At 72.7% G+C, this 24,986-nt stretch carries 18 protein-coding genes; 12 read left to right on the top strand and 6 right to left on the bottom strand.

What is annotated here, in order from left to right; genetic code table 11:
- Positions 1 to 105 precede the first annotated feature (105 nt).
- Positions 106 to 246 carry a hypothetical protein gene (locus WME73_RS14545; RefSeq protein ID WP_437916062.1) on the top strand — a complete coding sequence of 47 codons (141 nt, stop codon included), beginning with the start codon at positions 106 to 108 and terminating at the stop codon, positions 244 to 246.
- Between the two features lie 313 nt (positions 247 to 559).
- Here WME73_RS14545 and WME73_RS14540 read toward each other — a convergent pair whose 3' ends face one another.
- Positions 560 to 2,365, bottom strand: a complete 1,806-nt coding sequence (locus tag WME73_RS14540) for a hypothetical protein (protein WP_437916061.1) — start codon at positions 2,363 to 2,365, stop codon at positions 560 to 562.
- A 123-nt stretch (positions 2,366 to 2,488) separates the two neighbouring features.
- Between WME73_RS14540 and WME73_RS14535 the strand changes: the two genes are divergently transcribed.
- The 3 genes from WME73_RS14535 to WME73_RS14525 are packed head-to-tail and all read left to right on the top strand — an operon-like array spanning position 2,489 to position 5,737.
- Positions 2,489 to 4,426: a pentapeptide repeat-containing protein gene (locus tag WME73_RS14535; RefSeq protein ID WP_437916060.1), complete on the top strand. Its 1,938-nt coding sequence runs from the start codon at positions 2,489 to 2,491 to the stop codon at positions 4,424 to 4,426.
- Positions 4,423 to 5,298 (top strand): DUF3540 domain-containing protein, encoded by an 876-nt coding sequence (locus WME73_RS14530; protein WP_437916059.1) that lies wholly within the window; start codon positions 4,423 to 4,425, stop codon positions 5,296 to 5,298. Before WME73_RS14535 ends, WME73_RS14530 begins: the two co-directional genes overlap by 4 nt.
- Before the next feature lie 28 nt (positions 5,299 to 5,326).
- Positions 5,327 to 5,737 carry a PAAR-like domain-containing protein gene (locus WME73_RS14525; protein ID WP_437290455.1) on the top strand — a complete coding sequence of 137 codons (411 nt, stop codon included), beginning with the start codon at positions 5,327 to 5,329 and terminating at the stop codon, positions 5,735 to 5,737.
- A gap of 132 nt (positions 5,738 to 5,869) precedes the next feature.
- On the opposite strand, the gene WME73_RS14520 is transcribed toward WME73_RS14525, so the two are convergent.
- The 3 genes from WME73_RS14520 to WME73_RS14510 all read right to left on the bottom strand — a co-directional run bounded on the left by WME73_RS14520 (position 5,870) and on the right by WME73_RS14510 (position 13,291).
- A complete protein-coding gene (locus WME73_RS14520) occupies positions 5,870 to 9,790 on the bottom strand; it encodes a DUF2169 domain-containing protein (RefSeq protein WP_437916058.1) in 3,921 nt (1,306 codons plus the stop codon).
- 103 nt (positions 9,791 to 9,893) lie between these two features.
- A complete protein-coding gene (locus WME73_RS14515) occupies positions 9,894 to 12,107 on the bottom strand; it encodes a glycoside hydrolase family 3 N-terminal domain-containing protein (RefSeq protein ID WP_437746039.1) in 2,214 nt (737 codons plus the stop codon).
- A 179-nt stretch (positions 12,108 to 12,286) separates the two neighbouring features.
- Complete coding sequence (locus tag WME73_RS14510; protein WP_437746038.1) at positions 12,287 to 13,291, bottom strand: 3-oxoacyl-ACP synthase III family protein; 1,005 nt, start codon at positions 13,289 to 13,291, stop codon at positions 12,287 to 12,289.
- A gap of 112 nt (positions 13,292 to 13,403) precedes the next feature.
- Here WME73_RS14510 and WME73_RS14505 point away from each other — a divergent pair, with 112 nt between their 5' ends.
- On the top strand, positions 13,404 to 14,129 hold the full coding sequence (locus WME73_RS14505; protein ID WP_437746037.1) for a hypothetical protein: 726 nt from the start codon (positions 13,404 to 13,406) through the stop codon (positions 14,127 to 14,129).
- A 229-nt stretch (positions 14,130 to 14,358) separates the two neighbouring features.
- Positions 14,359 to 14,799, top strand: coding sequence for a hypothetical protein (locus tag WME73_RS14500; RefSeq protein WP_437746036.1), 441 nt, complete (start codon positions 14,359 to 14,361; stop codon positions 14,797 to 14,799).
- A gap of 262 nt (positions 14,800 to 15,061) precedes the next feature.
- Here the strand turns inward: WME73_RS14500 and WME73_RS14495 are convergent, their stop codons facing one another.
- A complete protein-coding gene (locus WME73_RS14495) occupies positions 15,062 to 15,433 on the bottom strand; it encodes a hypothetical protein (protein WP_437746035.1) in 372 nt (123 codons plus the stop codon).
- 263 nt (positions 15,434 to 15,696) lie between these two features.
- Here WME73_RS14495 and WME73_RS14490 point away from each other — a divergent pair, with 263 nt between their 5' ends.
- From WME73_RS14490 to WME73_RS14465, 6 genes are all read left to right on the top strand, one after another.
- Complete coding sequence (locus tag WME73_RS14490) at positions 15,697 to 17,403, top strand: hypothetical protein (RefSeq protein WP_437916055.1); 1,707 nt, start codon at positions 15,697 to 15,699, stop codon at positions 17,401 to 17,403.
- Positions 17,404 to 17,486: 83 nt separating this feature from the next.
- Entirely contained in the window at positions 17,487 to 19,655 is a 2,169-nt protein-coding gene (locus WME73_RS14485; RefSeq protein WP_437746033.1) for a DUF1565 domain-containing protein, read from the top strand.
- Between the two features lie 203 nt (positions 19,656 to 19,858).
- Positions 19,859 to 20,692 (top strand): metallophosphoesterase family protein, encoded by an 834-nt coding sequence (locus WME73_RS14480; protein ID WP_437746032.1) that lies wholly within the window; start codon positions 19,859 to 19,861, stop codon positions 20,690 to 20,692.
- An 86-nt stretch (positions 20,693 to 20,778) separates the two neighbouring features.
- Entirely contained in the window at positions 20,779 to 21,513 is a 735-nt protein-coding gene (locus WME73_RS14475) for an AgmX/PglI C-terminal domain-containing protein (protein ID WP_437746031.1), read from the top strand.
- A 196-nt stretch (positions 21,514 to 21,709) separates the two neighbouring features.
- Positions 21,710 to 21,868: a hypothetical protein gene (locus WME73_RS14470; protein ID WP_157906653.1), complete on the top strand. Its 159-nt coding sequence runs from the start codon at positions 21,710 to 21,712 to the stop codon at positions 21,866 to 21,868.
- Between the two features lie 94 nt (positions 21,869 to 21,962).
- Positions 21,963 to 23,648 carry a L,D-transpeptidase gene (locus tag WME73_RS14465; protein ID WP_437746030.1) on the top strand — a complete coding sequence of 562 codons (1,686 nt, stop codon included), beginning with the start codon at positions 21,963 to 21,965 and terminating at the stop codon, positions 23,646 to 23,648.
- Here WME73_RS14465 and WME73_RS14460 read toward each other — a convergent pair.
- Entirely contained in the window at positions 23,635 to 24,903 is a 1,269-nt protein-coding gene (locus WME73_RS14460) for a pyridoxal phosphate-dependent aminotransferase (RefSeq protein ID WP_012235223.1), read from the bottom strand. The two genes, WME73_RS14465 and WME73_RS14460, sit on opposite strands and share 14 nt — an antisense overlap.
- Positions 24,904 to 24,986 lie beyond the last annotated feature (83 nt).

Raw genomic sequence — 24,986 nt, 5'->3', positions numbered from 1 at the left:
TCCCCCGCTCCCAGCCAACGCCCCCAGCGACCCCGGCGACGGTACGCCGGGACGCACGCTACCTCAGTGACACCCGCCGCGCGATAGCCTACCCGCGCCCGAACCATGCCCGCGGAGCGCGACCATGGATCAGCCCCGACGCCTGCCGAGCTCTTGCAGAAGAGCCAGCGCGGCGAGCTCGCCGGCAGCCACACCTCGGGCGCCGTCGCCCCCGGCATCGCTCTCCGCGGCGCCGATCTCTCGTAGGCCCTCTGACGCCGACGCGACCTGAACAACGCGAGCCTCGGCCGGTGACCAAGCGGATGCCGCCTCGCCGGGCCCTCCTTCAGGACCGCCTGTGCCGTCAGGACCGCCTGTGCCGGCGCCGAGTCGTGGGCGGCGCCGCCCCGCGCCCGGCATCGTCGACCCAGCCGGGAGCCGCAAGGGGCCGTGCCCATGGCGATGGCCGGGTGGCTACGCCGGAACGGCCGCGGCCCCCCGAAACCGTGCGGATGCACGGGAACCCTACAAGATAAGGGCGGGCACGATGCACAAAAGTGCCCACGTCGAGGCTAGCGTCTCAAGACTGCGCACGGCCCACAAACAGCCACAACAAGAACAAAACCAGCACCACCAAAACCAAAGCACCGACTACCCATCCAATCTTATCAACGCGACGCTTCCATTCTATGCTTGCACTGACCAACTCCTCTGCCATACGGAAGTTCTCGGCGGCGACTACACGGGCACGCTCGGCTTGTGCCATGTACGCTTCCGCGGCCGCATTTGCCTTGCGCTGAACAAGATCATCATGAGTCGGCTTCCTAGGTCTGGGCTCCTTCTCGCTGGCAAAGAGCAGCTTGCCTCCCGGCTCGAACTTCCAGGCGAGCCCCTCCTCACCGAAGAGCCAGAACGACCCATCGGGGCATACGGCAATGCTCATCTTGGACCGCGGCAGTGCGTCGCGCTCCGCCGTCAAGACAACGCTCTGCGCGCCAGTGGCACTGACCCGCACGAGTTGGCTAGCACGAAGAACATAGGCGTTGCCGCGAAGGTCGGTGCCGAGCACCTGATGCTCTTCACCCGGAGCTTGATCGGGGAGCTCCACGCGATAGACCGTCCGTCCATCCGCGTCGAGGCGGACAAGCACGTCGGGCCAGAGCTCTTTCAGCATGTAAAGCGAGCCGTCTGGACCGCAATGCAAGACGTCGACCGATCCACGTATTTCCACCGGACGATCGACCGGCTCGTCCCAGTCCCAGTGGCGAACCTCCTCAGCGTGGTCCTCTGGAGCGCCTTTCGCCCACACGGCGACCTCCGCACCATTCGCCGCAATCCGCCGCAGCCTGCTGTCTTTGAGGACCAGCAACGAACCATCGCGATCGCAGGCCAGGGGACCAGCACCAGATGGTTCGACGCCGCGCGCCGGTGACGCTGCTCCTGAGCTCTCGACGGGCGTACCTGTCTTCGAATCAAGCCAGAGCGGCGATGAGCTTGCAGTGCCGATCACGAGGAGCTTGTCCTCTATGCAACACACGAAGCGCGCAGCGTCCGATCGGTCGCGCCGAAGCCAGCGTACCTTCAGCGAGGAATCAAGGGACCAGAGAATGTTCCCTTTCTTCTCCGTTACCTCATTGTTTTCGTCGTAGTACCAGTGCGACTGCTTTGCCGCGCAGTAAACGTTGCCCTCTGCGTCGACGGCCGCCACAGGCGGCTCTTCCCAGTCGAACAGCCCTGCGGCGACGGCCTGCTGGGCCGGTGCGCTGTCGGCGATCGACGGATGGAAGATGAGAAACCAGTCCGCCGCCACCTTCCTTCGCCCGCGATATACGAAGTCGTCCGGCACGTGCACGTTCGCGCTGCAGAAGCGGCACGTGTACGCTCGGTTCACGCCGTCGAACGCGACCGGTGAGCCGCACTGCGGGCATGGAAACGTCGCCGCCTCCGCCGCATTTGCCTGCGCCATGGCGGGCGAGTCAGGATCTTCGCCCACGAGGTGCGTGATGTTCGGGAGCGCTCCCGCGAGCTCCACCGGCACCGCTCGCACCCAGGTCTGCTTGGCGCAACGGTCACACTGGAGCATCGCCTGCTCTCGCACCTCTACGATGCTCGCGACGGGGATCTCCTTCTCGCATCCCTGGCAGCACGGGCCGCGCCGGGTGTAAGCGGCCGAGAGCTTCCTCGCAGAGCACTGCCGCCCCTCGTTCGCTAGCATCCTCGGCCCGTCGTAGACCGGATCTCGCAGCAGCGCCTGCCAGACATCGTCGCTCACCTCCGTCCGCCGCCCGCAGCTCGGGCACCCCACCTCCCTGGCCAGCGTATTGACCGGCATCGGCATCCGGCACGTGCCGCACTCCGTCTCGAGCCTCACCGCGACGCTGATCATCGCTCTCCTCGCCTCCCCCGCTCCCGCGCCCCTGCACGGCCCCTCCAACTCCGACGAACCCGTGCCAGCGCGCACGCTACCTCAGTGACACCCCTCGCGCGATGACCTAGCCTCGCCCGGACCATGCCCGCGCAGCGCAACCACGGCTCACCCCCGACGCCTGCCGAGCTCTTGCAGAAGAGCCAGCGCGGCGAGCTCGCCGGCAGCCGCATCTCGGGCGCCGTCGCCCCCGGCATCGATCTCCGCGGCGCCGATCTCTCGAAGGCCCTCTGGCAGGACGTCGATCTGCGCGGCGCCACCCTCGCCGGCGCCACGCTCTCCGGCGCCATCTTCCGCAACGTGAACCTCGAGGGCGCCGACCTCATCGACGCCGACCTCACCGGCGCCCTCCTCGGCGGCCCTCCCGGCGAGGCCTGCCGGCTCGCGGGCGCCGATCTCCGCGACGCTGTCCTCACCGGCGCTTCCCTCCACCAGGTCGACCTCACCGGCGCCAAGCTCTCCGGCGCCCTGCTCGAGCGAGCCGATCTCCGCGCCACGCGCCTCCACAAGGCCGAGCTCCTCGACGCGGTCCTCTCCGGCGCGCGCCTCCAGCGCTGCGACGCCCAGGGCGCCCGCCTCGACCGCGCCGCCGTCGACGGCGCCGATCTCTCCTCCGCCGACCTCACCGGCGCCTCGCTCCGCGACGTCGATCTCCGCGCCGCCGTCACGACAGGCCTCCTCCTCGGCGGCGCCGATCTCCTGCGCGCCGCCGCCACCGGACTCGACTTCTCCGCCTCGAGCCCCCCGGCGTCCCTCGCGGGCGCCGAGCTCCACGCCTCCCGGCTCACCGCGATCGATCTCCGCCGCACCGCCCTCGAGGGCGCGCGCCTCGTCCAGTGCGACCTCGCCCGGGCCGACCTCTCCGGCGCGAGCTGCGACGGGCTCGTCCTCGACGGCTCCTCGCTCCGGGGCGCCCAGCTCCAGCGCTGCCGGGCCCGCGGCGCCTCGCTCGCCGGGGCGGACCTCACCGGCGCCTCCCTCGACGGCGCCGATCTCCGCAACGCCAACCTCGCCGGCGCCACCCTCGACGGGGCGTCTCTCGCCGGCGCGAAGCTCGAGGGCTGCTCGCTCGAGGGCGTCCGCCTCGCGGGCGTCGACCTGCGCGGCCTCGACCTCGCCGGCGTGTCCCTCGGCAAGGCGGCTCTCCGCGGCCTCTCGTGGGCCGGCGTGAACCTCTCCGGCGCCGATCTCGCCGAGGCCGACCTGCGCGGCGCCGACCTCGCGGGCGCCGACCTCTCGGACACCGACCTCTCCGGCGCCTGCCTCGCCGGCGCGAAGCTCGGCGGCACCACTTTCCGCGGGGCGCAGCTCGCCGACGTCGACCTCACCGAGGCCGATCTCTCCGACGCGGATCTCTCGGAAGCCGCCCTGTCCACCGCCGCCATCGCCGGGGCCGACCTCCGCCGGACACGGCTCTTCGCGGCCGACCTCTCCGGCGCCGATCTCCGCGCCATGCAGCTCGCCGGCGCGGTGATCGAACAATCGCTCCTCTGCGACGCGAACGGCGAGGGCGCCGATCTCCGCGGCTGCGTCCTGACGAATGCCACGCTGTCGGGCGCGAACCTCCGCGGCGCCAACCTCACCTCGGTGGAGGCCTCTCAGGTCAACCTCGAAGGCGCCGATCTGAAGGGCGCGAAGCTCGCGGGCCTGCGCGCCCCCGCCGCGAACCTCAGGAGGGCGATCCTCGACGGCGCCGATCTCTCCCGCGCCGACCTCTCCGACGCCGCGCTCAACGACGCCGTGCTGCGCCGCGCCCACCTGCGCGAGGCCAGCCTCGGCGCGGCGAGGCTCCCGGGCGCGGACCTGCGCGACGCGGTGATGGCGAACGCCGATCTCTCGCTGGCCGATCTCTCGCACGCGCGCCTCGAGCGCGCTCACCTCGTGAACGCCAACCTCGAGGGCGCCGACCTGCACCGGGCCAGGCTCGATGACGCCGAGCTGCTCGGGGCGCGCACCCGCAACATGAAGAACACCGACCCTGACCGCGCGCGCGCGGAAGATTTCCGGACGGAGCCCCGATGAACGCGAACGACGCTGTCGCCCTGGAACACGAGCCCTTCGCTGGCGGCGTGCTCGAGGCCACCCTCGTCGACCTGGAAGACGCCGCGCGCGCCGTCGTGCGCCTCGTCCGGCCCGGCGCCCCCGGCGTCGAGGGCGCCACGGCGCGCGCGCGGCTCGCCGTGCCCGGCTACCAGGCGACCCCCGGCGACCGGGTGCTCGTCTCAAAACACGCAACCACATCGGATTTTTACATCGTTGGCATCCTCCTCGCCGCCCGTGGGCCCGTGATCCACACGGCCGAAGGGGCCACGGCGTCGGCCGAGGGGAGCATGATCGCGATCCGGGACGCGTCGGGCGCTGTCGCCGTCACGTACGACGCCGCGACGGGCGCGGCGCGCGTCGCCGCTCCCGCGGGGGACCTGACGCTCGCGGCGCCGCGAGGGAAGGTCGTCGTGGAGGCGGCCACGGACGTGGAGCTCCGCGCGCGGCGCGATGTCCGGCACCGGGCGGGGCGGCGCGTGGCGAGCGAGGTCGGCGAGGGCGGCGAGCCGGCGCTCGTGATCGCGCGGGCGGCCGTGCGCGTGTCCGCGGCGGCGGTCGACGTCACCTCCGAGAGGGCGTCGCTCCACGCGACCGAGGCGACCGTGCTCGCCGAGCGGATCGCCACGACCGCCGCGCAGATCGCCGCCACCGCCGGCCGGATGGAGATCCAGGCCGAGCGGCTGATCGAGCGGGCAAGGGACGCTTACCGCGACGTCGACGGGCTGCTCCAGACCCGGGCGAGGCGCGCGCGCTCGCTCATCCGCGAGGCGTATCAGCTCGTCAGCGAGCGGACATCGATGGTCTCGAAGAAGGAGACATCGATCGACGGCGAGCGCGTGCTGCTCGGATGAGCCAGCGTGGAAGTGGAGGGATCTTGAGATGAAGATGCCCGCAGCGACGAAGGCCGGCGGCATGTGCTTCGCCATGCCGGACGTGTGCAAGGTGCCAGCGCCGCCGGCGCCCCCCGTGCCGACGCCGTTCCCGAACATCGGGACGCTGAACGGCTGCGAGTCGACCGTCTCCAAGGTGCTCGTCCAGAAGAAGGAGACCGTGACCGAGGCATCGAAGATGCCGAGCAGCAAGGGCGATGAGGCCGGCACGCTCGGCGGGATGGTCTCGAACGTGAACCGAGGGCAGGTGACCTTCAAGCGCGCGAGCTCGAAGGTCTACGCCAAGGGGAAGAAGATCGTCTATCACACCGCGATGTCGGCCCATAACGGCTCGAACGCGAACATGCCCGCTGGCGCCCACGTCGCGCCCTCGCAGGTGAAGGTGTTCGTGGCGGTGTGATCCGCGGCGCGCCGCGGAGGAGCCCACCCGCGAGCGGGTCCTCGGTGAGGTCGCGCCGCCCGGCGGTCTCGAGGCGGACGGCGGGGCGCAGCGGGGAGAGGCGCAGAAGGAGGTTCAGCATGGCTGTTCGGCTCATCGCTCCTCCAGCTTGGTCCCTGCCGTGAATGCCTCCGCGATGTGGAGTTCGGCCGTGCGCGCCTTCCAGGTCTCCGCCTGATACAGGTTGGCGCCGCGCAGGTCGGCCCCCTCGAGATCGGCGCTGTCGAAGGCGGCGCGCATCAGGTTCGCATGGCGCAGGCGCGCGCCGCGGAGCCGCGCCTTGCGGAAGCGGGCGTCGACAAGGTCGGCGCCCTCGAAGGTGGCCCGGTCGAGCGTCGCCCGGGTGAAGCTCGCCTCCGGGAGCGCCGCGCCCGCGAAGACGCCCTCGGTGAGGTCGGCGCCCTCCCACACGGAGCCCGGGCCCCGCGCGCGACGGAACGACCCGTTCCGGAGGACCACGTCGTCGGCGCGGAGGTCGGCGAGCGAGGCCCCGTCCAGGGTGACGCGCGCCCCGGTAGCACCGTAAATTTTCACATCATCGAGCGTCGCGTCGCGGAAGCTCGCCTCGTCGAGGGCGGCCTGCATCATCTCGGCGCCGGTGAGGTCCGCGCGATCGAAGCAGGCCCTCGTGAGCGTGGCCCCCGCGAAGCTGGCGCCGGGCGCCCGCGCCCCCTCGAAGACGGCGCCCTCGCAGCGCGCCTCCGCCGCGGCCGCGAGCTCCAGGACGGCGCCGGCGAAGCGCGCGGCCTTGACGCTCGCGCCGGTGAGGTCGGCCCGGGTGAGATCGGCTCCCTCGAAGCGCGCGCCCTCGGCGTCGGCCTCCGCGAGCACGGCCTCGACGAGCCGCGCGCCGTCCATGCGGGCGCCCCGGAGGTTCGCCCGCTTCAGGATGACGCCGCCCAGGTCGGCCCCGGCGAGGTCCGCGCCGGACAGGTCGATGCCGGTCAGGTCCATGCCGGCGAGCGGCTCGCCTAGGCGAAGGAGCTCGAGGATGGCGTCGCGGCCGGCGGTCGGCGGCGCCGCCACGGGATCGCTGGGAGCAGCCTCTTCTCGCGGGGGGACGCCGCCTTCCGCCTGCGCCGGCGCTGCGGCAGCCGCCGCCGCGGCGGCCCCCGCCGCCGCCGCGCCGCTCCCGGCCGCCGTGCGCCGCCGCGCGCGCGCCTGGGCGAGCGCCTCGGCGATGCGCGCCTCGAGGGCCGATTCGCCCTCCTCGGCCGCGGTGTCGTTCGCCGCCCCCTCCTCGCCTGCCGCCGGCGCCTCGGCCGCCTCGCGCGCCGCGAGCTCCGCGAAGAAGCGCGCCCGCGCGTCGCGCTTCGCCGCCGGCTCGCGCTTCGCCCCGCCCTGCGCCATCGGCTCGCTCAGGACGAACAGCGACGCGATCTCGGAAGCGTCCTCGTCGGCCACGTCGAGCAGGCCCCGCCAGACCAGCACGAGCCGGAGCGCGTCGGCGTCGAACCACACGGTGTCGAGCCGCATCGGGACCTCGGAGAACCCGCCGCCGGCCTCCTCCGTCGCCTGCTTGAACACGCGGACCCGCAGCTCGGGCAGCCGCCCCTGGACGACCTCGCCCTCCGGGCGCACGGACCAGAGCTCGAACGGCTCGTCCCCCCGGGGATAGGCGATCTGCTGCTCCGCGGGCGCGGCGTTGAAGAAGGTCCAGTCGAAGTCGTCGGGAAAGAACGGCCAGCGCGTCTTCCTCCAGCGCTCGCCGTAGGACCCGATCTTCTCGAGGCGATCGCTCCACGTCGCCGCGATCGGCGCGAAGCACGCCGGAGAGGGCCTGTCGCCCGCCGAGCGGATCACCCGATCCGGCAGCTCGAGCGACGGGAGCGCGCCGCCTGCCCGCGCGCCGTACCCGGTCCCGACGGGGTTCGGGCCGAACCCGGCGCCGCCGAAGGCGCTCTCGAAGCGGAGCGGGATGGGGTCCCACGGCCCGGGCGCGGTGGGCGCGCCGAGCGCGTCCCAGCGGCGCGGGCCGACGGCCGCGACGGCGCGGTCGAGCGCGTCGCCGAGGCGCAGCCGGACGAGCGCCGCGGCGTCGCCGTCGCTGGCCCGGTGCGCGTGCCCGACCAGCAGGACGTCGGCTCTCGGCTTGAAGATCGCGAAATCGGACGGGTAGCGGAGGCTCTTCTCGGGGTCGTCGTCGACGTGGACGTCGCCGCCGGGGAGCTCCTGATCGGCCGCGATCGCCGCCGGCGCCCCGGGCACGAGGTCAAAGGTGCCCTTGACCACGACGGTGAGCGAGTCCCTCGGCGGCCGGGCCTGCCAGGGGATGGTGAAGGCGGCGAACGGGGTGAGGTTCAGGATCGGGACGTGCTCGGTGGTCCTCGCGGGCGGCGGCAGGTCGGGCGAGCCGGCGAGATCCTCGCTGGTCGGCTTCGACGGCTCCGGCTCGGGCAGCGGCAGCGTGGCCGTGGGCAGCGGCGCGCCGGCGTGCGCCGCGATGTGCGCGGCCATGGCGGGGAATGCCTGCCGGAGGGCCTCCAGCGAGACCTGGGCAGGGGCCCGCGCGGGCTCGGCCTGCTCCGCGGGCCGGGGCGGCGCGATCGGGAACGGCGCGTCCTCCTGGCGCGCGCCGCGCAGCACGTCCTGGAGATTGAACTCGCGCGTGTCCGCGAGCACCGGCGGCTGCCCGGACACCGGCGGCTGCCCGGACACCGGCGGCTGCCCGGACACCGGCGGCGCGCCCGCGCCTCCGGCCGCCTCCCCGGCGCCGGGACCCGCCTGCGAGGCCTCCGCGGCGACGGCGCCGGGCGGCGCCGGGTCGAACGCGCGGAGGGCCTCGGCGAAGGCAGCGGGGTCGAGGGGGCGCGTCTGCGTCAGGTCGAGCGACGGGCGCAACGCCTCCGCGCCCGCGCCGCGCGCGGCCCACTCCTCGGCGCTCATGCCGCGGGCAACCGACGGATCCGGCTCGGGAATCGGGAGCGACGGCCGCGCGCCCGCGGGCGGCCTCACGCCCTCCGGCAGCGGCGCCGTCGTCGCGCCGACCGGCGGCGCGGCCGCGGCCGCGGGCTCCGGCGCAGGCCACGCCGCGCGCTCGTCGAGGGGCGCCAGCGTCACCAGGATCCTGCCGCGCTCGACGGCCTCCAGGGCGCGCTCGGCGACGGCCAGGGACGCGCGCCACGTCAGGGTGCACCGGAGCGCGTCGGCGTCGATCCAGAGCGTGTCGCAGCGCACGGTGAGCTCGACGCCGGCGGGGTCGGCGAGCCGCGGCGCGCGGAGGAGCACGCGCGCCGTCACGCCGGGCAGGCGAGAGCGTACCTGGGCGGCCGTGGGGTGGAGGCCTTCGAGCAGGATCCACTCGTCCCCGCGCAGGTAGCGTATCTGCTGGTCGCGCGGGGCCGCGTTGAAGTAGCCCCAGTCCATGGCGATCGGGAGCTCCGGGACAGGCAGCAGGAGCTTCGCGGGATCCCACGCGGCGAGCGCGCGCCGCCGCTGCGGCCACGCGCTCGAGATGGGCCCGAAGCCGTCGGGGGCGTCGGGCGCAGCGGGGTTGACGATGCTCGGCAGCCGGACGTCGGCGGGATCGGCCCCCCTTCCGACAGGGTTCTCGGGGCAGCGCGCGCCGCCGAAGGCAAGCTCGTAGCGCACGGGCAGCCTGGAGAACGGGGCCGGCGCCGTCGCCTGGCCGGTCGCGGGATCGCGCTGCCGCTCGCCCACGACCTGGAGCCGCTTGTCGACCGCGGGCGCCTGCCCGTGCGCGTGCGCGTGGAAGACGGCGAGGCGCACCCACCGGTGGCTCACGCGCTGGCCGGGCGGGGCGTACGCGCTGCCGGTGAGCAGCACGTCGGCGCGGGGCTTGTGGGGCACGGCATCCGAGGCGACATAGAGGCTCCGGCCCGCGTTCTGCTCGTGGAAGACGTCGTCGAAGAGCGGCAGCGGCGCGGCCAGCGCGGCGACGCCGTCGGGCGAGAGCTGGAAGGTCGCCTTCACGGCGACGGTCACACAGGGTCCGTTCGCCGTTCGCCAGAGCAACGCCGACGCGGCCAGGGGGGACAGGGAGATGAGCTGCATGAACGGCCCGGCACCCTAGCCGAGAGCGCCGGCGGATGCGCCCCCCTCGGCGACGCGGGGCCGCTCCGCGCTTCGACCTGCGTGCGGTGAGGGGCAGTGATCCTCAGAAGATACGTTGAGCCAGCGGAACGCCAAGCACGGCGAAGCCGGCGCTGAGCAGGTCCTGCGGCCGGGACGACGAGCCGATGTGGACACGGAAATCCCCCGGCTCCACCACGCGGCGCCCCTCCGCGTCGACCAGGGACAGCTCCGCCACGGGCAGGTCGAAGCGCACCTTGCGCGCCTCCCCCGCGGCCAGGCTCACGCGGTGGAAGGCCTTCAGCTCCTTCTGCGCCCACGTGGACGACGTCACCAGATCTTCGATGTACAGCTGGGCGATCTCGACGCCATCGCGCCCGCCAGCGTTGGTGATCGTCACCTCGAACGACGCCGTGCCGCCTCGCTCCACGCTCGGCGTCAGGACCTTCAGATCGCCGTAGGTGAAGCGCGTGTAGCTCAGGCCGAAGCCGAAGGCGAACGCCGGCTCCTGCGTGAGGTCGGCGTAGCGATTCCCGTGCTGACCGCGGGCCTGGTTGTAGAATATCGGCTGCTGGCCCACGTGGTAGGGGAACGAGATCGTCAGCTTGCCAGAGGGGTTGATCGTCCCGAACACCGCCTCGGCCACGGCCCGCCCGCCCATCATCCCCGGATTGAACGCCTCGAGGATCGCCGCCGCGCCGAGCGCCGAGCGCGGCAGGACCAGCGGCTTGCTGTTGACGAGGACAACGACCGTGGGCACGCCGGTCCTGGCGATCGCGTCCGAGAGGGCCCTCTGTCCGCCCATGAGCTCGAGGGTCGCCGTGCTCTTCGTCTCGCCGATGAGCTCGATCCTGTCCCCCAGGACCAGCACCACCGCGTCTGCGCCCCGGGCCAGCTCGACCGCGGCAGGAATGCCCGACTCGTCCTCGCCGAGAACGGAGCAGCCCGCGGCATGGACCACCTCACACCCCGGGGGCGCGAGCTCCCGTATCCCATCCACGATCGTGACGATGCTCGAGCGGGGGTGCTGCGGCCCGTTGCCGCCGCTCATCTGGCCCGAGCCGAGCGACCAGTCGCCCAGCTGGGCGATCGTGTCGTCTGCGTTGGGGCCGATCACCGCGATCCGCCGCAAGGGCCTCGACGCCGCCGCCTCCGCGAGCGGCAGCAGGCCGTCGTTCTTGAGCAGCACGAGAGACGCCCGCGCGACCTCCAGGTTCAGGTCCCGGTGGGCCGCACACCCGATGATCTCCTGGATGCGCTGCTCGCTGCTGTACCCGGGGTCCTCGAAGAGCCCCAGGGAGAACTTGAGCGACAGGACGCGCCGCACGACCGCGTCGATCTCGGCCTCGGCGAGGAGCCCGCGGCGCACCGCCTCCTGGGCGCCCTCATAGAACTGCGGTGTCGCCATCATCAGGTCGTTTCCGCTCCGGACCGCCACCGTGGCCGCCTCGGCCATGTCCTTGCAGACCTTCTGATCGAGCACGAGATTGCCCACGTTGTTCCAGTCGGTCACGAGGATCCCCTCGAACCCCCACTCCTCCTTGAGGACCTCCGTCAGGAGCCAGCGGTTGGCGGTGGCCGGGATCCCGTCCATGGACTGATATCCAGTCATGAAGGCCATGCAGCCGCTCCTCGCGGCCCGCTCGAAGGGCGGCAGGAAATACGAGCGCAGGTAGCGCCGCGAGATGTTCGCCTCCGAGGCGTCACGGCCGCCCAGCGTCTCCGAGTACCCCGCGTAGTGCTTGGCGGTCGCCAGCACCGCGTCCGGATCGTCCAGGCCCTTGCCCTGATAGCCCTTGATCATCGCGCAGGCGAACTCGCCGATCAGATAGGGATCCTCGCCGAAGGTCTCCCCGACCCTGCCCCATCGGAGATCGCGTGTGAGGCACAGGACGGGAGAGAACGTCCACTTGAGTCCCGTGGCCCGCATCTCGGCGGCGGTCACCCGCGCGACCTGCTCCAGGAGCCCCGTATCCCAGCTGCAGGCCATGGCGAGCTGCGTGGGGAAGATCGTGGCGCCCGCCCAGAAGGAATGGCCATGGATCCCGTCGTCGGCCATCAGCACCGGAATGCCAAGGCGGGTGTCCAGCGCGCGCCGGATCGCCGTGTCAGCGTCCTTCCCGTTGCAGTGCAGGAGGCTGCCGACCTTCATCCGCCCGATCGCGTCCTCCAGATCTCCCTGGGCGTCGAGCTGCATGAGCTGCCCCACCTTCTCGTCCAGGGTCATCCGACTCAGGAGGTCTTCCACCCGCTTTCCCACGGGTTGCTTGGCATCTTTGTAGAGAGGAGCGTCGTTCATGGGTTCTCCTGCACGATGGGGAGCGCACGGCGACAAGTCCACCGTCGCGCTCGTCGCCTTCGTCGCGAGCGTGGCGGTGGGGAAATCCCCCCACCCCGCCGCCGAGCGCAGCGCGCGTTCCCTCGAGGGCCGTGTGCCCGCCGGGCCGCCCGCCGCCAGAGACCCCGGCCCTCGTCGACTCAGACGCGGAGCACGGCGCTGCCCCACGTGAGGCCGCCGCCGAGCGCACACAGCAGCACGTGATTCCCGGGCACGATCCGGCCATCGCGGAGCGCCTCGTCGAGCGCCATGGCCACCGAGCCCGCGCAGGTCCCGGCCGCGCTGGCGCCGTCGACCGCGCCGAGGACACGCTCGGGCGAGCACCCGAGGCGCTCGGCGAGGAGGGCGACGAGGTGCGGGTCGGCGTGGTGCGGGATCACCCAGTCGACGTCCGCGGGCGCAAGCCCGGCGGCCGCGACCGCCGAGAGGGCGTGGGCCCCGAGGTGCTCCTCCGCGGCCTGCCGCAGCTCGTGCTGCTTCACGCGCAGGTAGTGCCGCCGGTCGGCGAGCCGCTCCACGGTGAGCGGCTCCGCGGATCCTCCGCCGGGCACCTGGAGCACATCGGCCCTCTTCCCGTCGGCGCGCAAGCCGACGCTCAGGATCCCCCGACCGTCGCCGGTCGCCGGCCCGATCACCGCCGCGCCGGCGCCATCGCCGAACAGCTGGGCCGAGACCCTGTCCCGCGGATCCAGGCGGCGGGAGAGCAGGTCCGCGCCGATGACGAGCACGTGCTTCATGGTCCCCGCCGTCACGAACTGGTTCGCCACCGACAGCCCGTAGAGGAAGCCCGTCAGCGACGCGGAGAGGTCGAACGACGGGATGTGCTCGGCGCCGAGCTTCTGCTGCACGTACACCGCGGTCGCCGGCATCGGCGCGTCGCCGCTCGAGGTGGCGAGGATGATCATCTCGAGATCGCGCGGCCCGACGCCGGCCGCCTCGAGGGCCGCCTTCGCCGCCCGCGCCGCCAGGTCGCTCGTCCGCTCGCCGGGCGCGACGCGGCGCCGCTCGTCGCTCGCGCCCGGGTCGCCCGCCGCGCCGTCCGCCGGCGGCGCGCCCGCCTGCGCCTCGCTCGTCGGGACGGCGAGCGGCAGGGAGCGGCCCGTGCCGAGGATGCGCGCGCGTGGATTTCTGGCATCGAACGTCATCGCGGCCGCAGCCTACATCAAGGGCTGCTCGTTGGAACGGGCGATCGTGCCCTGCCGCTCGGTCCACGGAATGCTTGAGTCGCGGGCGCGCTCCGGTACATAAAGCGCCTCGATGGCTACGAGCTCCGAAGACAGAGACCGCCCCGACACGGACGAAGCGCCTCCCGGCGAGGCCGACGCGCAGGACACCCGCAGCGAGGAGGACGGCGAGGGCCGCGCCGACGGCGCCGCGCCGGCCAGAGCCTCGCGTCCTGCAAAGCAGGCTGGCGCAGCGCGGCGCCCGGCCGGCAAGAAGCCCGGCGCGCGGCCTCGCGCCGCCGCCCAACCGCAGGGCGGCTCGCTCGGCAAGAGCATGATCCTGTTCCTCATCATCATCGGCGGCCTCGCCGCGGCCTTCGCCTATTTCGGGCGTGAGCCTGCGGCCGGCACGGCCGGCCCCAAGTGGAAACCCGGGGACAAGTCCCAGGTCGAGGTCACCCTCGTGTCCACCGACATCAAGGATCTCGCCTGTTGGTCGGCCGAGGAAGTCAGCGGCCGGCACTGCGCGTTCGAGTCGCCCACCCAGGGTTGGTCCAAGGGCGATGCGGACGACAAAAAACTGCTCCGTCCTTACACGACCACGGACCGCGTCCAGTTCCTCGCCGCCGGCCTCTGGAGCGAGTCCGCGCTCACCGCAGGCAAGCTGCCGTCCGCACGGTTCGCGGTGAAATGCACCTACACCGTCGAAGGCAGGATGAAGCGGCCCGGCATCCGTTGGTCCAGCGAGGGCGCATGGCTCGACAGGACCGATGATTGGTACACGGGGCTCCTGTCAGACTGCAAGCTCATCACCCCCTGATGTCGCAGGCGCCGCTGCGTTCATCGTCGTGACGCGCGTGAAGCGGCGTACGACGCAGTGCATACAGCCGGCGCTTCGCCGTGTGCCATGCCCCCCTCGTGTGGCCGCGCCCCTCCGTGGTAGTGTGATTTTCGGCTTGGAGGTGCTCATGCCCTGTCATCGGGTGATCGCGTTGCTGTTGTGGGCCGCATTGTTCGCCGTTGCTGGATGTGAAGCTGACCCGGGCACCGTGAACGTTCTGCCGATCTATGTCACCGCATCGAGCTCCTCCAGCGGGGGCGCGGGCGGAGAAGGCGGAGCGACCTCCACCGTCGCGACGACGAGCACGGGGGGCGAGGGCGGCATGGGCGGCGAGGGCGGCACGATGTGCACGTGCGAGCCCGGGCTCTCGTGCTGTGGATCGGAGTGCGTCAACCTGGCCGGTGATCCGCGCAATTGCGGGTCGTGCGGCACGACCTGCACCGAGACTCAGGTCTGCATCCAGGGCGAGTGCGCGAATGCGTGCGCCCCCGGCTTCGGCTGCGAAGAAGGCCTCTGCTGCGGCGTGCGATGCTGCGACGCTGGCGAGATCTGCTGCGACTACGGCGACAGCGCCGGCGCGCCCGACCTTCACTGTCAGGCGACGGTGAACGGCACCTGCCCGCTCGCCTGCAGCGGCTGCGAGAACTGACGGACGTCGATGGCGGCGCGCGGCGCACCAGGCGGCGCCGCGCGTCGGCGCATTGCTCGCGCCGCGCCTCGTGTGCACGGCAGGCGGCGCATTGCTCGCGCCGCGCCTCGTGCGCGGGCTGCCGCTCGTGCGCGTCAGGCAGCTCCGCGCGCCGGCGCACTGCGCGCAGCGCGCCTCGTCCGCGCGCCGCGCCTCGTGTGCACCGCAGGCAGCGCGTCGCGCGCAGCGCGCCTCGCACGCGCGCCGGGCACGCCACGTCGGCTCACGCTTTGTCGAAGATCTTGCCCGGGTACTTTCTCTCGAAGTGCCCCACCACGCCCCGGCCGATCGCCTCGATGGTGAGCCCTGCGATGCCCATCTTGATGGCCGGCCCGATCAGGGGGACGAAGCCGACCGCCCGGGTGGCCAGGAATTTCAGGCCTTGCCCGAGGATCGCGAAGCTCCCGCCGGCGGCGGTCGTCACCACGGATCCCATGTTCTCGCCGTAGATCTCGCCGACCATCGCCATCATGTGCGTCTCGATCGCGACGAGCCCGGTGGAGGTCGAGATCGGGAGCGGAAGCGCGGCGAACGCCGCCCCGCCGATCGCGTAGCGGTGAACCCAGCGGAGAGCTTCATCCCTGCACGTCGTCATATCCCGAGGTTGCCGCAAGTCGCGCCGTCCGTCCATCGAGCACCGCGCTGACCGCGCTGACCGCGCGGGCGCGTCGATGGCCCGGCCACGCCCGGGCTTTCTGTGCGCTGCCTTCCCGCGCCGCGGGAACTGCGCGTGCATGGCCCTCGCTCGGCTCGACCTCCGCGATCGCGCCGGAGGGAGGCGCCCGAGGCAAAGCGACCCCGCGAGGGGATGTTGGACCGTCGGAACCCGTGGCGATCCGGGCTCCAGGGAGGTTGCCCATGACAGCTCGACGCGCGCTCTCCAGCCTGCCCCTGCTCTGCGCCTGCGCCGTCTTCGCGGCGTGCGGCGCGGAGCCACGCCCAGCCTCGCCCGGAGCGGAGCCGCCGACCGGCCCTGCGCCTACGGAGGCCCCCGACGCCGAGCGCATCCCTCTGTTCGAGGACATCGGCGCTCTCCATCACCCCGTGACGACGTCATCGCAGCTCGCGCAACGCTATTTCGATCAGGGGTTGCGGCTCGTCTACGCGTTCAACCACGACGAGGCGAGGAAGGCATTCCGGGAGGCCGCCCGCCTCGATCCCGGCCTCGCCATGGCCCGCTGGGGCATCGCGCTCACGCTCGGCCCCAACATCAACCAGCCGGCCGACGCGACGCGGGAGCGGGCCGCCCTCGAGGCCGTGGAGGAGGCGCGCGCGCTCGCCGCGTCCGCCAGCGAGCGCGAGCGCGCGTACATCGACGCGCTGGCGGAGCGCCACGCTTCAACGTCGGGCCGCACGCCGGACCGCGACCGCGCGGACCTCGACCGCGCCTACGCGAGCGCGATGCGCGAGCTCGCCCGTCGCTTCCCCGACGACCTCGACGCGGGTGTCCTCTTCGCCGAGGCGCTCATGGATCTGCGCCCGTGGGATCTCTGGACGCAGGACGGCCGGCCGCAGCCGGGGACCGAGGAGATCGTCTCCACGCTGGAGGGCGTCCTCCGGCGAGATCCCGAGCACCTCGGCGCGAATCACTACTACATCCACGCGGTCGAAGCGTCGCGCGCGCCGGAGCGGGCGTTGCCGAGCGCCGAGCGGCTCGGCGGTCTGGCCCCTGGCGCTGGGCACCTCGTGCACATGGCGTCGCACATCTTCATGCGCGTCGGTCGCTACGCCGACGCCTCTGACGCGAACGAGCAGGCGGTGTTGGCCGATCGCCGGTACATCCGCGAGCGGCGCCCGGAGGGCATCTATCCGATGATGTACTTCCCGCACAACCTCCATTTCCTCTCGGTCTCGGCGAGCATGGAGGGGCGCAGCGCCGTCGCCGTGCGCGCCGCGCGAGAGCTGGCCGCGGCGGTGCCCGACCACAACGTCCGACACATGCCGATGCTCGAGATGTTCCGCCCTGCGCTGCTGTTCGCGCTCGTCCGGTTCGGACGGTGGGACGACGTCCTCGCAGAGCCGGCGCCGCCGCCCGAGCTGCGGTACACGGCGGGGATATGGCGCTATGCGCGCGGCCGCGCGCTCGCCGCGACGGGGCGCCATGACGATGCCGCGCGCGAGGCGACGGTGCTCCGGGCGATAGCGTCCGAGAGCCGGGAGGACGCGACGATCGGCAGGAACCGCGCGAAGGATCTGCTCGAGATCGCCTCGCTCGTGCTCGAGGGCCAGATCGCGTCCGAGCGCGGCGACACCGGCGCCGCTGCTCGCATGCTCGAGGACGCCGCGCGCATCGAGGACGAGCTGCGCTATTTCGAGCCGCCGGACTGGCCCGAGCCGGTCCGCCACACGCTCGGCGCGGTGCTCCTCACGGCGGGCCGCGCGCGGGACGCGGAGGCGACGTACCGGGAGGACCTGCTCCAGCACCCGCAGAACGGCTGGTCGCTGTGCGGGCTCGAGCGCAGCCTCCGCGCACAGGGCAGGGAAGAGGAAGCGGACGCCGCACACGCGCGCTTCAAGCGCGCCTGGGCGCGAGCCGACGTGCGGCTGTCCGGGTCACGCCCGTGAATGTCCGGTCTCGAGCGGCTAGAGACGGCGTGAGAGGCGCGCATTGCCGGCGTGCGCATCGGACCATCTGCTAGGTTGGTGGGGTGTTGCGCGCAAAGCTTGGACACTCGGCGCCCTGGTGTCTTTTTTCTCTCGCTTCCAGCCTGTACGCGGTCTCGCTCTTCGGCTGCGAGAGCACCGACCTGCCCCCGTATACCCACCTCCCGGGGGAAGGCGGCGGCGGCTCGGGGTGTGCGCCGGGGCAGATCAGCGGCGCCAGCGGATGTGCGCAGGTGGGCATTCGGGGCTGCGCCGACGCCTTCGTCGACGAGGACGGCTTCTGCCGCCCCGCGCTCGCGAAGTGCTCGCCCGGGACGATCCCGAAGCACGACGAGGGCTGCATCGAAGTCGGGATCCCCGGCTGTGCGGCGGAGTTCGTGGAGGGCGGTGCCTGCCATCCCACCATGGCCAGGTGCCCGGAGGGGACATTCGCGGTCCCGCAGAAGGGCTGTGTTTCCATCGACGGCCCGGACGGCTGCGGCTCGGCGCCGTGGGGCGAGATCGTCGAGGCGCCCGGCGATCTCCACGTCGATCCTGGCTACGAGGGCGGAGACGGCGACGGGTCGCGGGAGAGGCCGTTCACGACGCTGGCGGAGGCGCTGGCGGGCGTTCAGGCGGACGGGCGCGTCGTCCTGGCCGAGGGCGAGTACGACGAGCCGATCGAGATCGCAAAGCCCATCGAGATCGTCGGGCGGTGCGCCTCGCGGGTGGTGCTCCGGGGCGAGAAGAGCGATCCCGACGGCAACGTCAGCGCGGTCTGGATCCACGACGTCGACCACGCCGGCGTGCGCGGCGTGAGCCTGCTCAGCCCATCGATCGGGGTGTTGATCCAGTCAGCGGCGGTCTCGGTGCGCGACATCCGGGTGACGGGCGAGAGCGGCAAGGGGCTCGTGGTCGCGCTCCCTGGCGCGAGCCTCGATCTGTCGCGCAGCCTCGTCCAGTCGTCGTGGGCGGACGATGGAACGGGCGAGGGCTGGATCAGCGTGCTCGTCGTCTCCGGGGCCGAGGCGCGGCTCACCGAGAACGCGCTGGTCGGCGGCACGATCAACCTGCGGATCAGCTCCGAGGCGGCGGAGGTGGTCGCGGAGGGCAACCTGCTGGAGGCCGCGGCGCTGCCGTCGGCGACGAGAGACGGCGTCGGCGTGCACCTCGAGGACGGCACGCTCCGGCTCGACGCGAACGCGCTCGTCCACCATCACCTGGGCGCGCTGGTGACGGGCGCCGGCGCGGAGCTCGTGGCGGCGCGCAACCTCATCGCCGCCGCGGCGGACCCGGCGCCCGAAGCCGGCGGCCTGGCCGTGGAGCAGGGCGCGCGCGCGTCGCTCGCGTCCAGCGTGCTGTCCGGCGCGTGCGACGCGCTGCTCGCCGTCGCGGACGCCGGCACGGAGGTCGAGGCATCTGGCAACCTCTTCGATGGTGCGGCCGCCTCGGAGAGCGGTCACCTCGGAGTCGCCGTCGAGCAGCGCGGCGGAGCGCTCTCGCTGTCGTCGAGCCTCGTGCGCCAGGCCGGCGACGCCGGGCTGTTCGTCTCGGGCGGGACGCTCTCGGCGAGCGGCGTGGTCATCGAGGGCACGCGCGCGAACCCGCTGCACCGGGATCGCGCCGCCGGCGTGCTCGTGCAGGGTGGCCGCGCCACGCTTGCGTCGACGTATATCGTCGAGCCCCACGTCGCGGGCGTGTCCGCGTCCCGGGGCGCGACCCTCGAGATCGCGGACAGCCTCATCGAGCGCTCGCTGCCGGAGGAGCGCGACGGCACGGGCGGCGTCGGCCTGCTGAGCGCCGGAGCGGCGCATGTCCTCGTCCAGAGGTCGGCCGTGCTGGAGAGCCGCGTGGCGGGCCTGCTGCTGGCCTCGCCGAGCACGGTGGAGGACACGGTCATCCTCGGGGTCGAGGGCGGCACGTTCTCGGCCCTGAGCTCCGGTGGGCAGACGGAATCGGTGCCGGACCTGGGCGACGGCCTCGTGGTCCTGGGTTCGACGGCGCAGGTGAGCACGGTGCAGGTGCAGCGCTGCGCGCGCGCCGGTTTGCTGTTCAGCGACAGCGGCGGCGCGCTCGCGAGCTCGGAGTCCACCGGCAACCGGTTTGGCCTCGTCGTGCAGGGCGCGCAGGCGCCGTCGGTGTCGGAGGACAACAGCTTCGAGGGCAACCAGGAGAGCGATCAGCTCGCCGAAGGCGCGCTTCCCGTCCCGAGCAGCGCCACGCCCGCCCCGTGACGATCGCTCACCGAAAGGCCCGGCCCCGCCCGGCCCGGACGGACGTCGAGCCGTCGCGGCGACACGCGCACGACGCGCTCGCGGATGTCGTGTTGAGATCGCGAAGCGCGCGTCGAGGCGCCTCGCGCAGCGATGGTTTGCGTCGCCGAGAGCTTGCGTCGATGTCGCGAGAACGACGTCGGTCAGGGCTCACGATCGCGTCGATGACGACGATCGCGCACCTCACGGACTTCCATCTCCTCGAGGCGGATCACGACCGGCGCCGCGGCGCCGAGCGGTGGCGGCTTCGCTACCTGAGCTTCGGCCGCCCCATCGACGCAGCGCAACGGCGCCGTCGCACGCTGGCGGCGCTCATCGAGGCGTGGCGGACCGGGGCGGACCACCTGGTGCTCACCGGCGACCTCACGGAAGACGGGACCCATGCCCAGTTCGAGGTGCTCGCCGCCGTCCTGGCGGAGAGCGGCTGGGACCCGGCCCGCGTCACGTTGGTGCCTGGCAACCACGACGCGTATACCGAAGGCGCGTGGGAGCGCGCGCTGGAGGGCTGCCTCCGCCCCTTCGCGGCGACGAGCAGGCAGGGGACGGCCGTCGCGCTGCCTGGGGCTGTCGTGGCCGGGGTCTCGACGGCCATGATGCAACCGGTGACCCGCTCGGCGGGCGCGATCGCGGCCCGCGAGCTCTCGTGGATCGCCTCGCTCGCCGCCGAGGCGCGCCGCTCGGGCGACGCGCTCGTGCTCGCCCAGCACCACCCGCCGCTCCGCCATCCGATCGGAGCGATGCAATGGCTGGACGGGCTCATCAACAGCGCTGAGCTCATGGCATTGCTCCACGAGCATGATCACCTTCACGTGATCCACGGCCATACGCACCGAGCGCACGACGCGCCGGTGCGCTCAGGCGCGCCGCCTCGCATCTTCTGCGCTCAGGCGCTCGTGGACGGACCTTCACCGCTACGCCTCTACCGTGTGCGTTGCGGGCGCCTCCTGTCCGAGCGGGCCCGCGTTCGGAGCGGCGCGTCGGCGTTCGCGCTGGCGTAGAATCTCTCACACGCACTGCAGCGCGCGTTCCCCTCATCGCGCTCTTTTCGCCCAAGACGCGGCTCGTATAGAGTCCTCGTTCGATCATGAAATTCACGTGCTTACTCAGGGGTACGATCACCGTCGTTGCTCTCTCGACGTTCGCGGCCCAGCTGGGCTGCGGCGGCGCCGCGCCCACGTCCGTCGCGCCGGTGATGGTCGACGCCGAGCCTGTCGAGACGTCGAGCCCGAAGATGAACTCGCGTTCCGAGATCGGCGGCATGAACGAGGAGAAGGTGCAAGCGGCGTTCGAGCGCGCGTCGTCTCGGCTCTCGCGCTGCTACCAGAAAGGCGTCCAGCGGATCCCCTATCTCGGGGGCGAGATCCGCTTCAAGGTCCGGGTGACCGAGGAGGGCACGGCGCGCTGGGCGTTCGTGAAGGACTCGAACCTGGGCGATCGCGAGACCGAGGCGTGCATGCTGAGCGTCCTGAAGGCGACGAGGTGGCCGAAGCCGGTCGGCGGAGAGGGCCTGGCGGAGAACAGCTTCACCTTCGAGCCGAGCAGCGACGAGCGCCTGCCCGTGCCCTGGACGCCCGACCAGCTCGGGACGCCGTACAAGAAGGCGAGGCCGGCGCTCGCGTCGTGCCGGAGCCAGGCGGGCGCCAGCCAGCTCAAGGCCACGCTCTACATCGACACCGACGGCAAGCCGCTCAGCGTGGGCGTGTCCAGCAACGACGAACGGGGCGAGGAGGCGGCCGAGTGTGTCGCCGGCGCGCTGCGCGAGATCACCTTCCCCTCTCCTGGCAGCTATGCATCGAAGGTGAGCGTCGACATCGATTGACGTGACGCCGCGCACCGCCCGCAGCGATCGCCCGCACGCCGGGCTGGCCGCTGGCGGAGGTGTCCGGCAGGCGTGCCGCTGCGCGCTGCGTCCCGCCCTGTCCGACCCGGCGAGGGTCGCAGGGCTCGTCCATTGGCCGCGAATTCTACCGCCCTTGCTGGCAGCGCGCGCCGCGGGACTGCGCTACGCTCTCGTCGTGGGCAAGGTCCTCCGGCAGATCCTGGTGCTCTTGTGGAAGGTGGCTCGCCTCGTCCTGTGGAAGTGGCTGAAGCCGCGCCTCATGAGGTTCGCGATGATCACGGCGGCGCTCGTCGGGGTCATCCTGCTCGTGGTGGCCGTGCTCGGCAGGCTTTAGCGGCGAGCGCGGCTCCCCGGCTGGCAGCCGCGAGCGGCGCGGCTGTCGTTCGTTTGTCCGCGGTCGCATCCGGCAACTAGTCTCTCCCGCTTGCATGGCTAGCTCACCGCCTTCCTTCCTCCTCGCGGCCCTGACGTGCGCGATCGCGTCGGGGGGCGCCGCAGCTTGCTCCGAAGAGAGCCCCGCCGATGCGGCGCCTGCCTCGCTCGAGGCGGACTCCCCGCGGACGCCCCCCGAGGCGGACGCGCCGCGCGTGGCCTCGGGAGCGGCCGCGCCGCGCGCCGCGCTCGTCGAGGCGGCGCACGTCACGAAGACCCCGGCCCCGGCCCAGGCGGAGGCCGACGCGCCGCCCGCGGCGAGCGCGGCGGCAACGGCGCCGCCCGCCAGCGCGGCGGCGGAGGGAGCGCGCATCTACTCCAAGGCGCGGTTTGCGTGGATCAACCCTGGCCCTTACCCGACGCGGGGCTGGAGCGGCTACCTGGGGCTCGGCGGCTCCGTCGCGCTGCGCGGCGGCAGCGTCGAGGCCGCGCGGACGCCGGGCGAGGGGTGCGACGCGTGGTACGCCATCGAGCCGCGGGGCTACGTCTGCGCTGGCGCCAGCGCCGCGGTCGACCCGAACGACCCGGTCGTGGCCGCGCTGCGGCCGCACGCGCCCAGGGTCGACTCCCCGTGGCCCTATGACTACGCGGAGTCGACCGGCGCGCCGCGCTACCCGCAGCTCCCGAGCGCGAAGGAGCAGCGGCGCTCCGAGTGGGACCTCGAGGAGCACCTCGCGAACATCGCGAAGGTGCGCGCCGCCGAGGGTGCCGGCGAGGAAGCCATCCGCGAGCTCGACGAGGCCCTCGTAGGAGTCGACCTGAAGCCTGCGGGGGTGGCCGCCCCGGCGCTGTTTCCATTCGGCGGCCTCGTGCGCGAGGGGCGCGACCGGATCGTGAACGGCTCGACGGTGGCGTTCACCCGCGCGTTCGACGCGCAGGATCGGACCTGGGTGGTGACCTCGGACCAGGCGTACATGCCGAAGGATCGCCTGAAGCCCTACCCGCGCTCGAGCTTCCAGGGCGTCTGGCTGAAGGACGGGCGTTCGCTCCCGCTCGCGTTCTTCCGCAAGACCGATCGGCCGAAGTACCAGCGGGGCGCCGGCGGCCGCTTCGAGCCGACCGGCGCGTCGTTCGCGCGGCTCGCCTCGGTCGGGCTCACCGGTCGCGCCGAGAGCGAGGACGGCGAGCGGCTCCTCGAGACGCAGGAGCCGGGGGTCTACGTGCGCGCGGACGACGCCGTCGTGATCGAGGCGGCGAAGAGCTCGCCGCTCGAGGGCGACGGCGATCCGTCGTCGCCGCGCAAGTGGATCGAGGTGAGCGTGCTCGGCGGCTGGTTCGTCGCCTATGAAGAGCTCACCCCGGTCTTCGCGACGCTCATCTCACCCGGGCGCGGTGGTGTCCCGAGGCAGGGCATCCCCGCCATCGAGACCGCGGCGACGCCGACCGGGCGCTTCCGCATCGACGGGAAGTTCGTGACGGCGACGATGGTCTCGAGCACGAACGACAAGATCGTCCACTCCGAGGTGCAGTTCGTGCAGAACTTCAGCGGACCTCACGCGCTGCACGGCGCGTACTGGCACGACGCCTGGGGCGAGCCGAAGAGCGGCGGCTGCGTCAACCTCTCCCCCATCGACGCGAAGCAGATGTTCGCCTGGACCGACCCGCCGGTGCCGGAGGGGTGGCACGGCCTGCGGGCCTCCCGTGACGCCGGCCGCTCCACGGTGGTCCTCATTCACCGCTGATCGCGCGCGCGATCCGGCCCACGAGCCGCAGCGCGGCTTCCGCGAACACGTCCGGATCGAGCAGCAGGCCGACCACGAGGAAGCCGTCGCGCGGCATATCGAAGAAGTAGCCGGGGTGGACGATGATCCCCTCGTCGCGCACGAGGAGCTCGACCCAGCCGTCCTCGTCGTGCACGCGCGGGACCTCCAGCGTCGCGTACCAGCCGCCGTCGATCGGGAGCCGCCGGACCGCACCCCCGGCGCGCGCGGCGATCGCCGCGTCGAGCGCCGCCAGGTTGGCCTGCACGCGCGACAGGATCGCGCGCTGGACGGGCGCCCGTGAGGCGAGGATCTCCGGCAGCGCGAGCTGCACCGGGGTGCCGACCGAGAGGTAGGTGTCCGCGATGACCTCGAGCCGCTCCAGCGCCGCCGCGGCGAGCTCCGGCGGCCCCGAGACCGCGATCCAGCCGAGCTTGAGCTGCGGCAGCGCCATCACCTTGGAGAGCCCGCTCAGCACGAACGTCAGCGCCTGCCGCGCGCCGGCGAAGCTCGGCAAGCGGTCCGGGGCGAGGTCTCCATGGGCGTAGTCCCCGAAGACCTCGTCGACGATCAGCGCGAGCCCGCGCTCCCTGGCGCACGCCTCGAGCGCGGCCGCGTCGTCGCGGCGCACGAAGGAGCCGGTCGGGTTGTTCGGATGGACGAGCACCACCGCGCGCGTCCGCTCGCCGGCCGCGCGCTCGAGCGCGCCGAGGTCGATGCGCCATCCTTCCTCCCTGAGGAGCGGGTAGGGCGTGAGCGCGACGTCCTCGAGGCAGGCCAGGTACTCGAGCAGCGGGTACGACGGCACGGGGACGAGCACGTCGTCGCCGCGCTCGGCGAGCAGCTTGAGCAGCCATCCGTACGCTTCGCTGGTGCTGGCCGTCAGCACGACGCTCGACGGATCCACGTCGAGCCCGCGCTCCTGGTAGTAGCGCGACACCGCGGCGCGCGCCGCCGGATCGCCGAGCGGCAGCGGCGCGTACCGCTCGCCGCGCGGCTCGCCGAGCGGCGCGATGAGGTGAGCCGCCTCGACGATCCCGCAGCGCGTCGGGTTCGACTCCGTGAAGTCGACGAGCGCGCGCCCCGCCCCGCGCGCCTCGGCGAGCACGGACGCGAGGCTGTTGCCCGAGAGATCCCAGCCTGTGCGCGCCGCGAACCGCAGCGGCCTGGGTGCGCGCGCGTGTCCCGCGTCCGCCTCTGCCGCGGGAGGTCGATCCAGGATCACCCGTTTCTCCATGCGTCCGTGCTCCATCGCCGTCGTGCTCTACCCCGCCCCGCCGGTCGGCCACCGTGACACGGTCGGCGCCGGACGGCAGCCGC

Source organism: Sorangium sp. So ce302, assembly GCF_051530145.1.
Taxonomy (GTDB): domain Bacteria; phylum Myxococcota_A; class Polyangia; order Polyangiales; family Polyangiaceae; genus Sorangium; species Sorangium cellulosum_B.
This window is presented reverse-complemented; position numbering and strand designations above follow the sequence as displayed.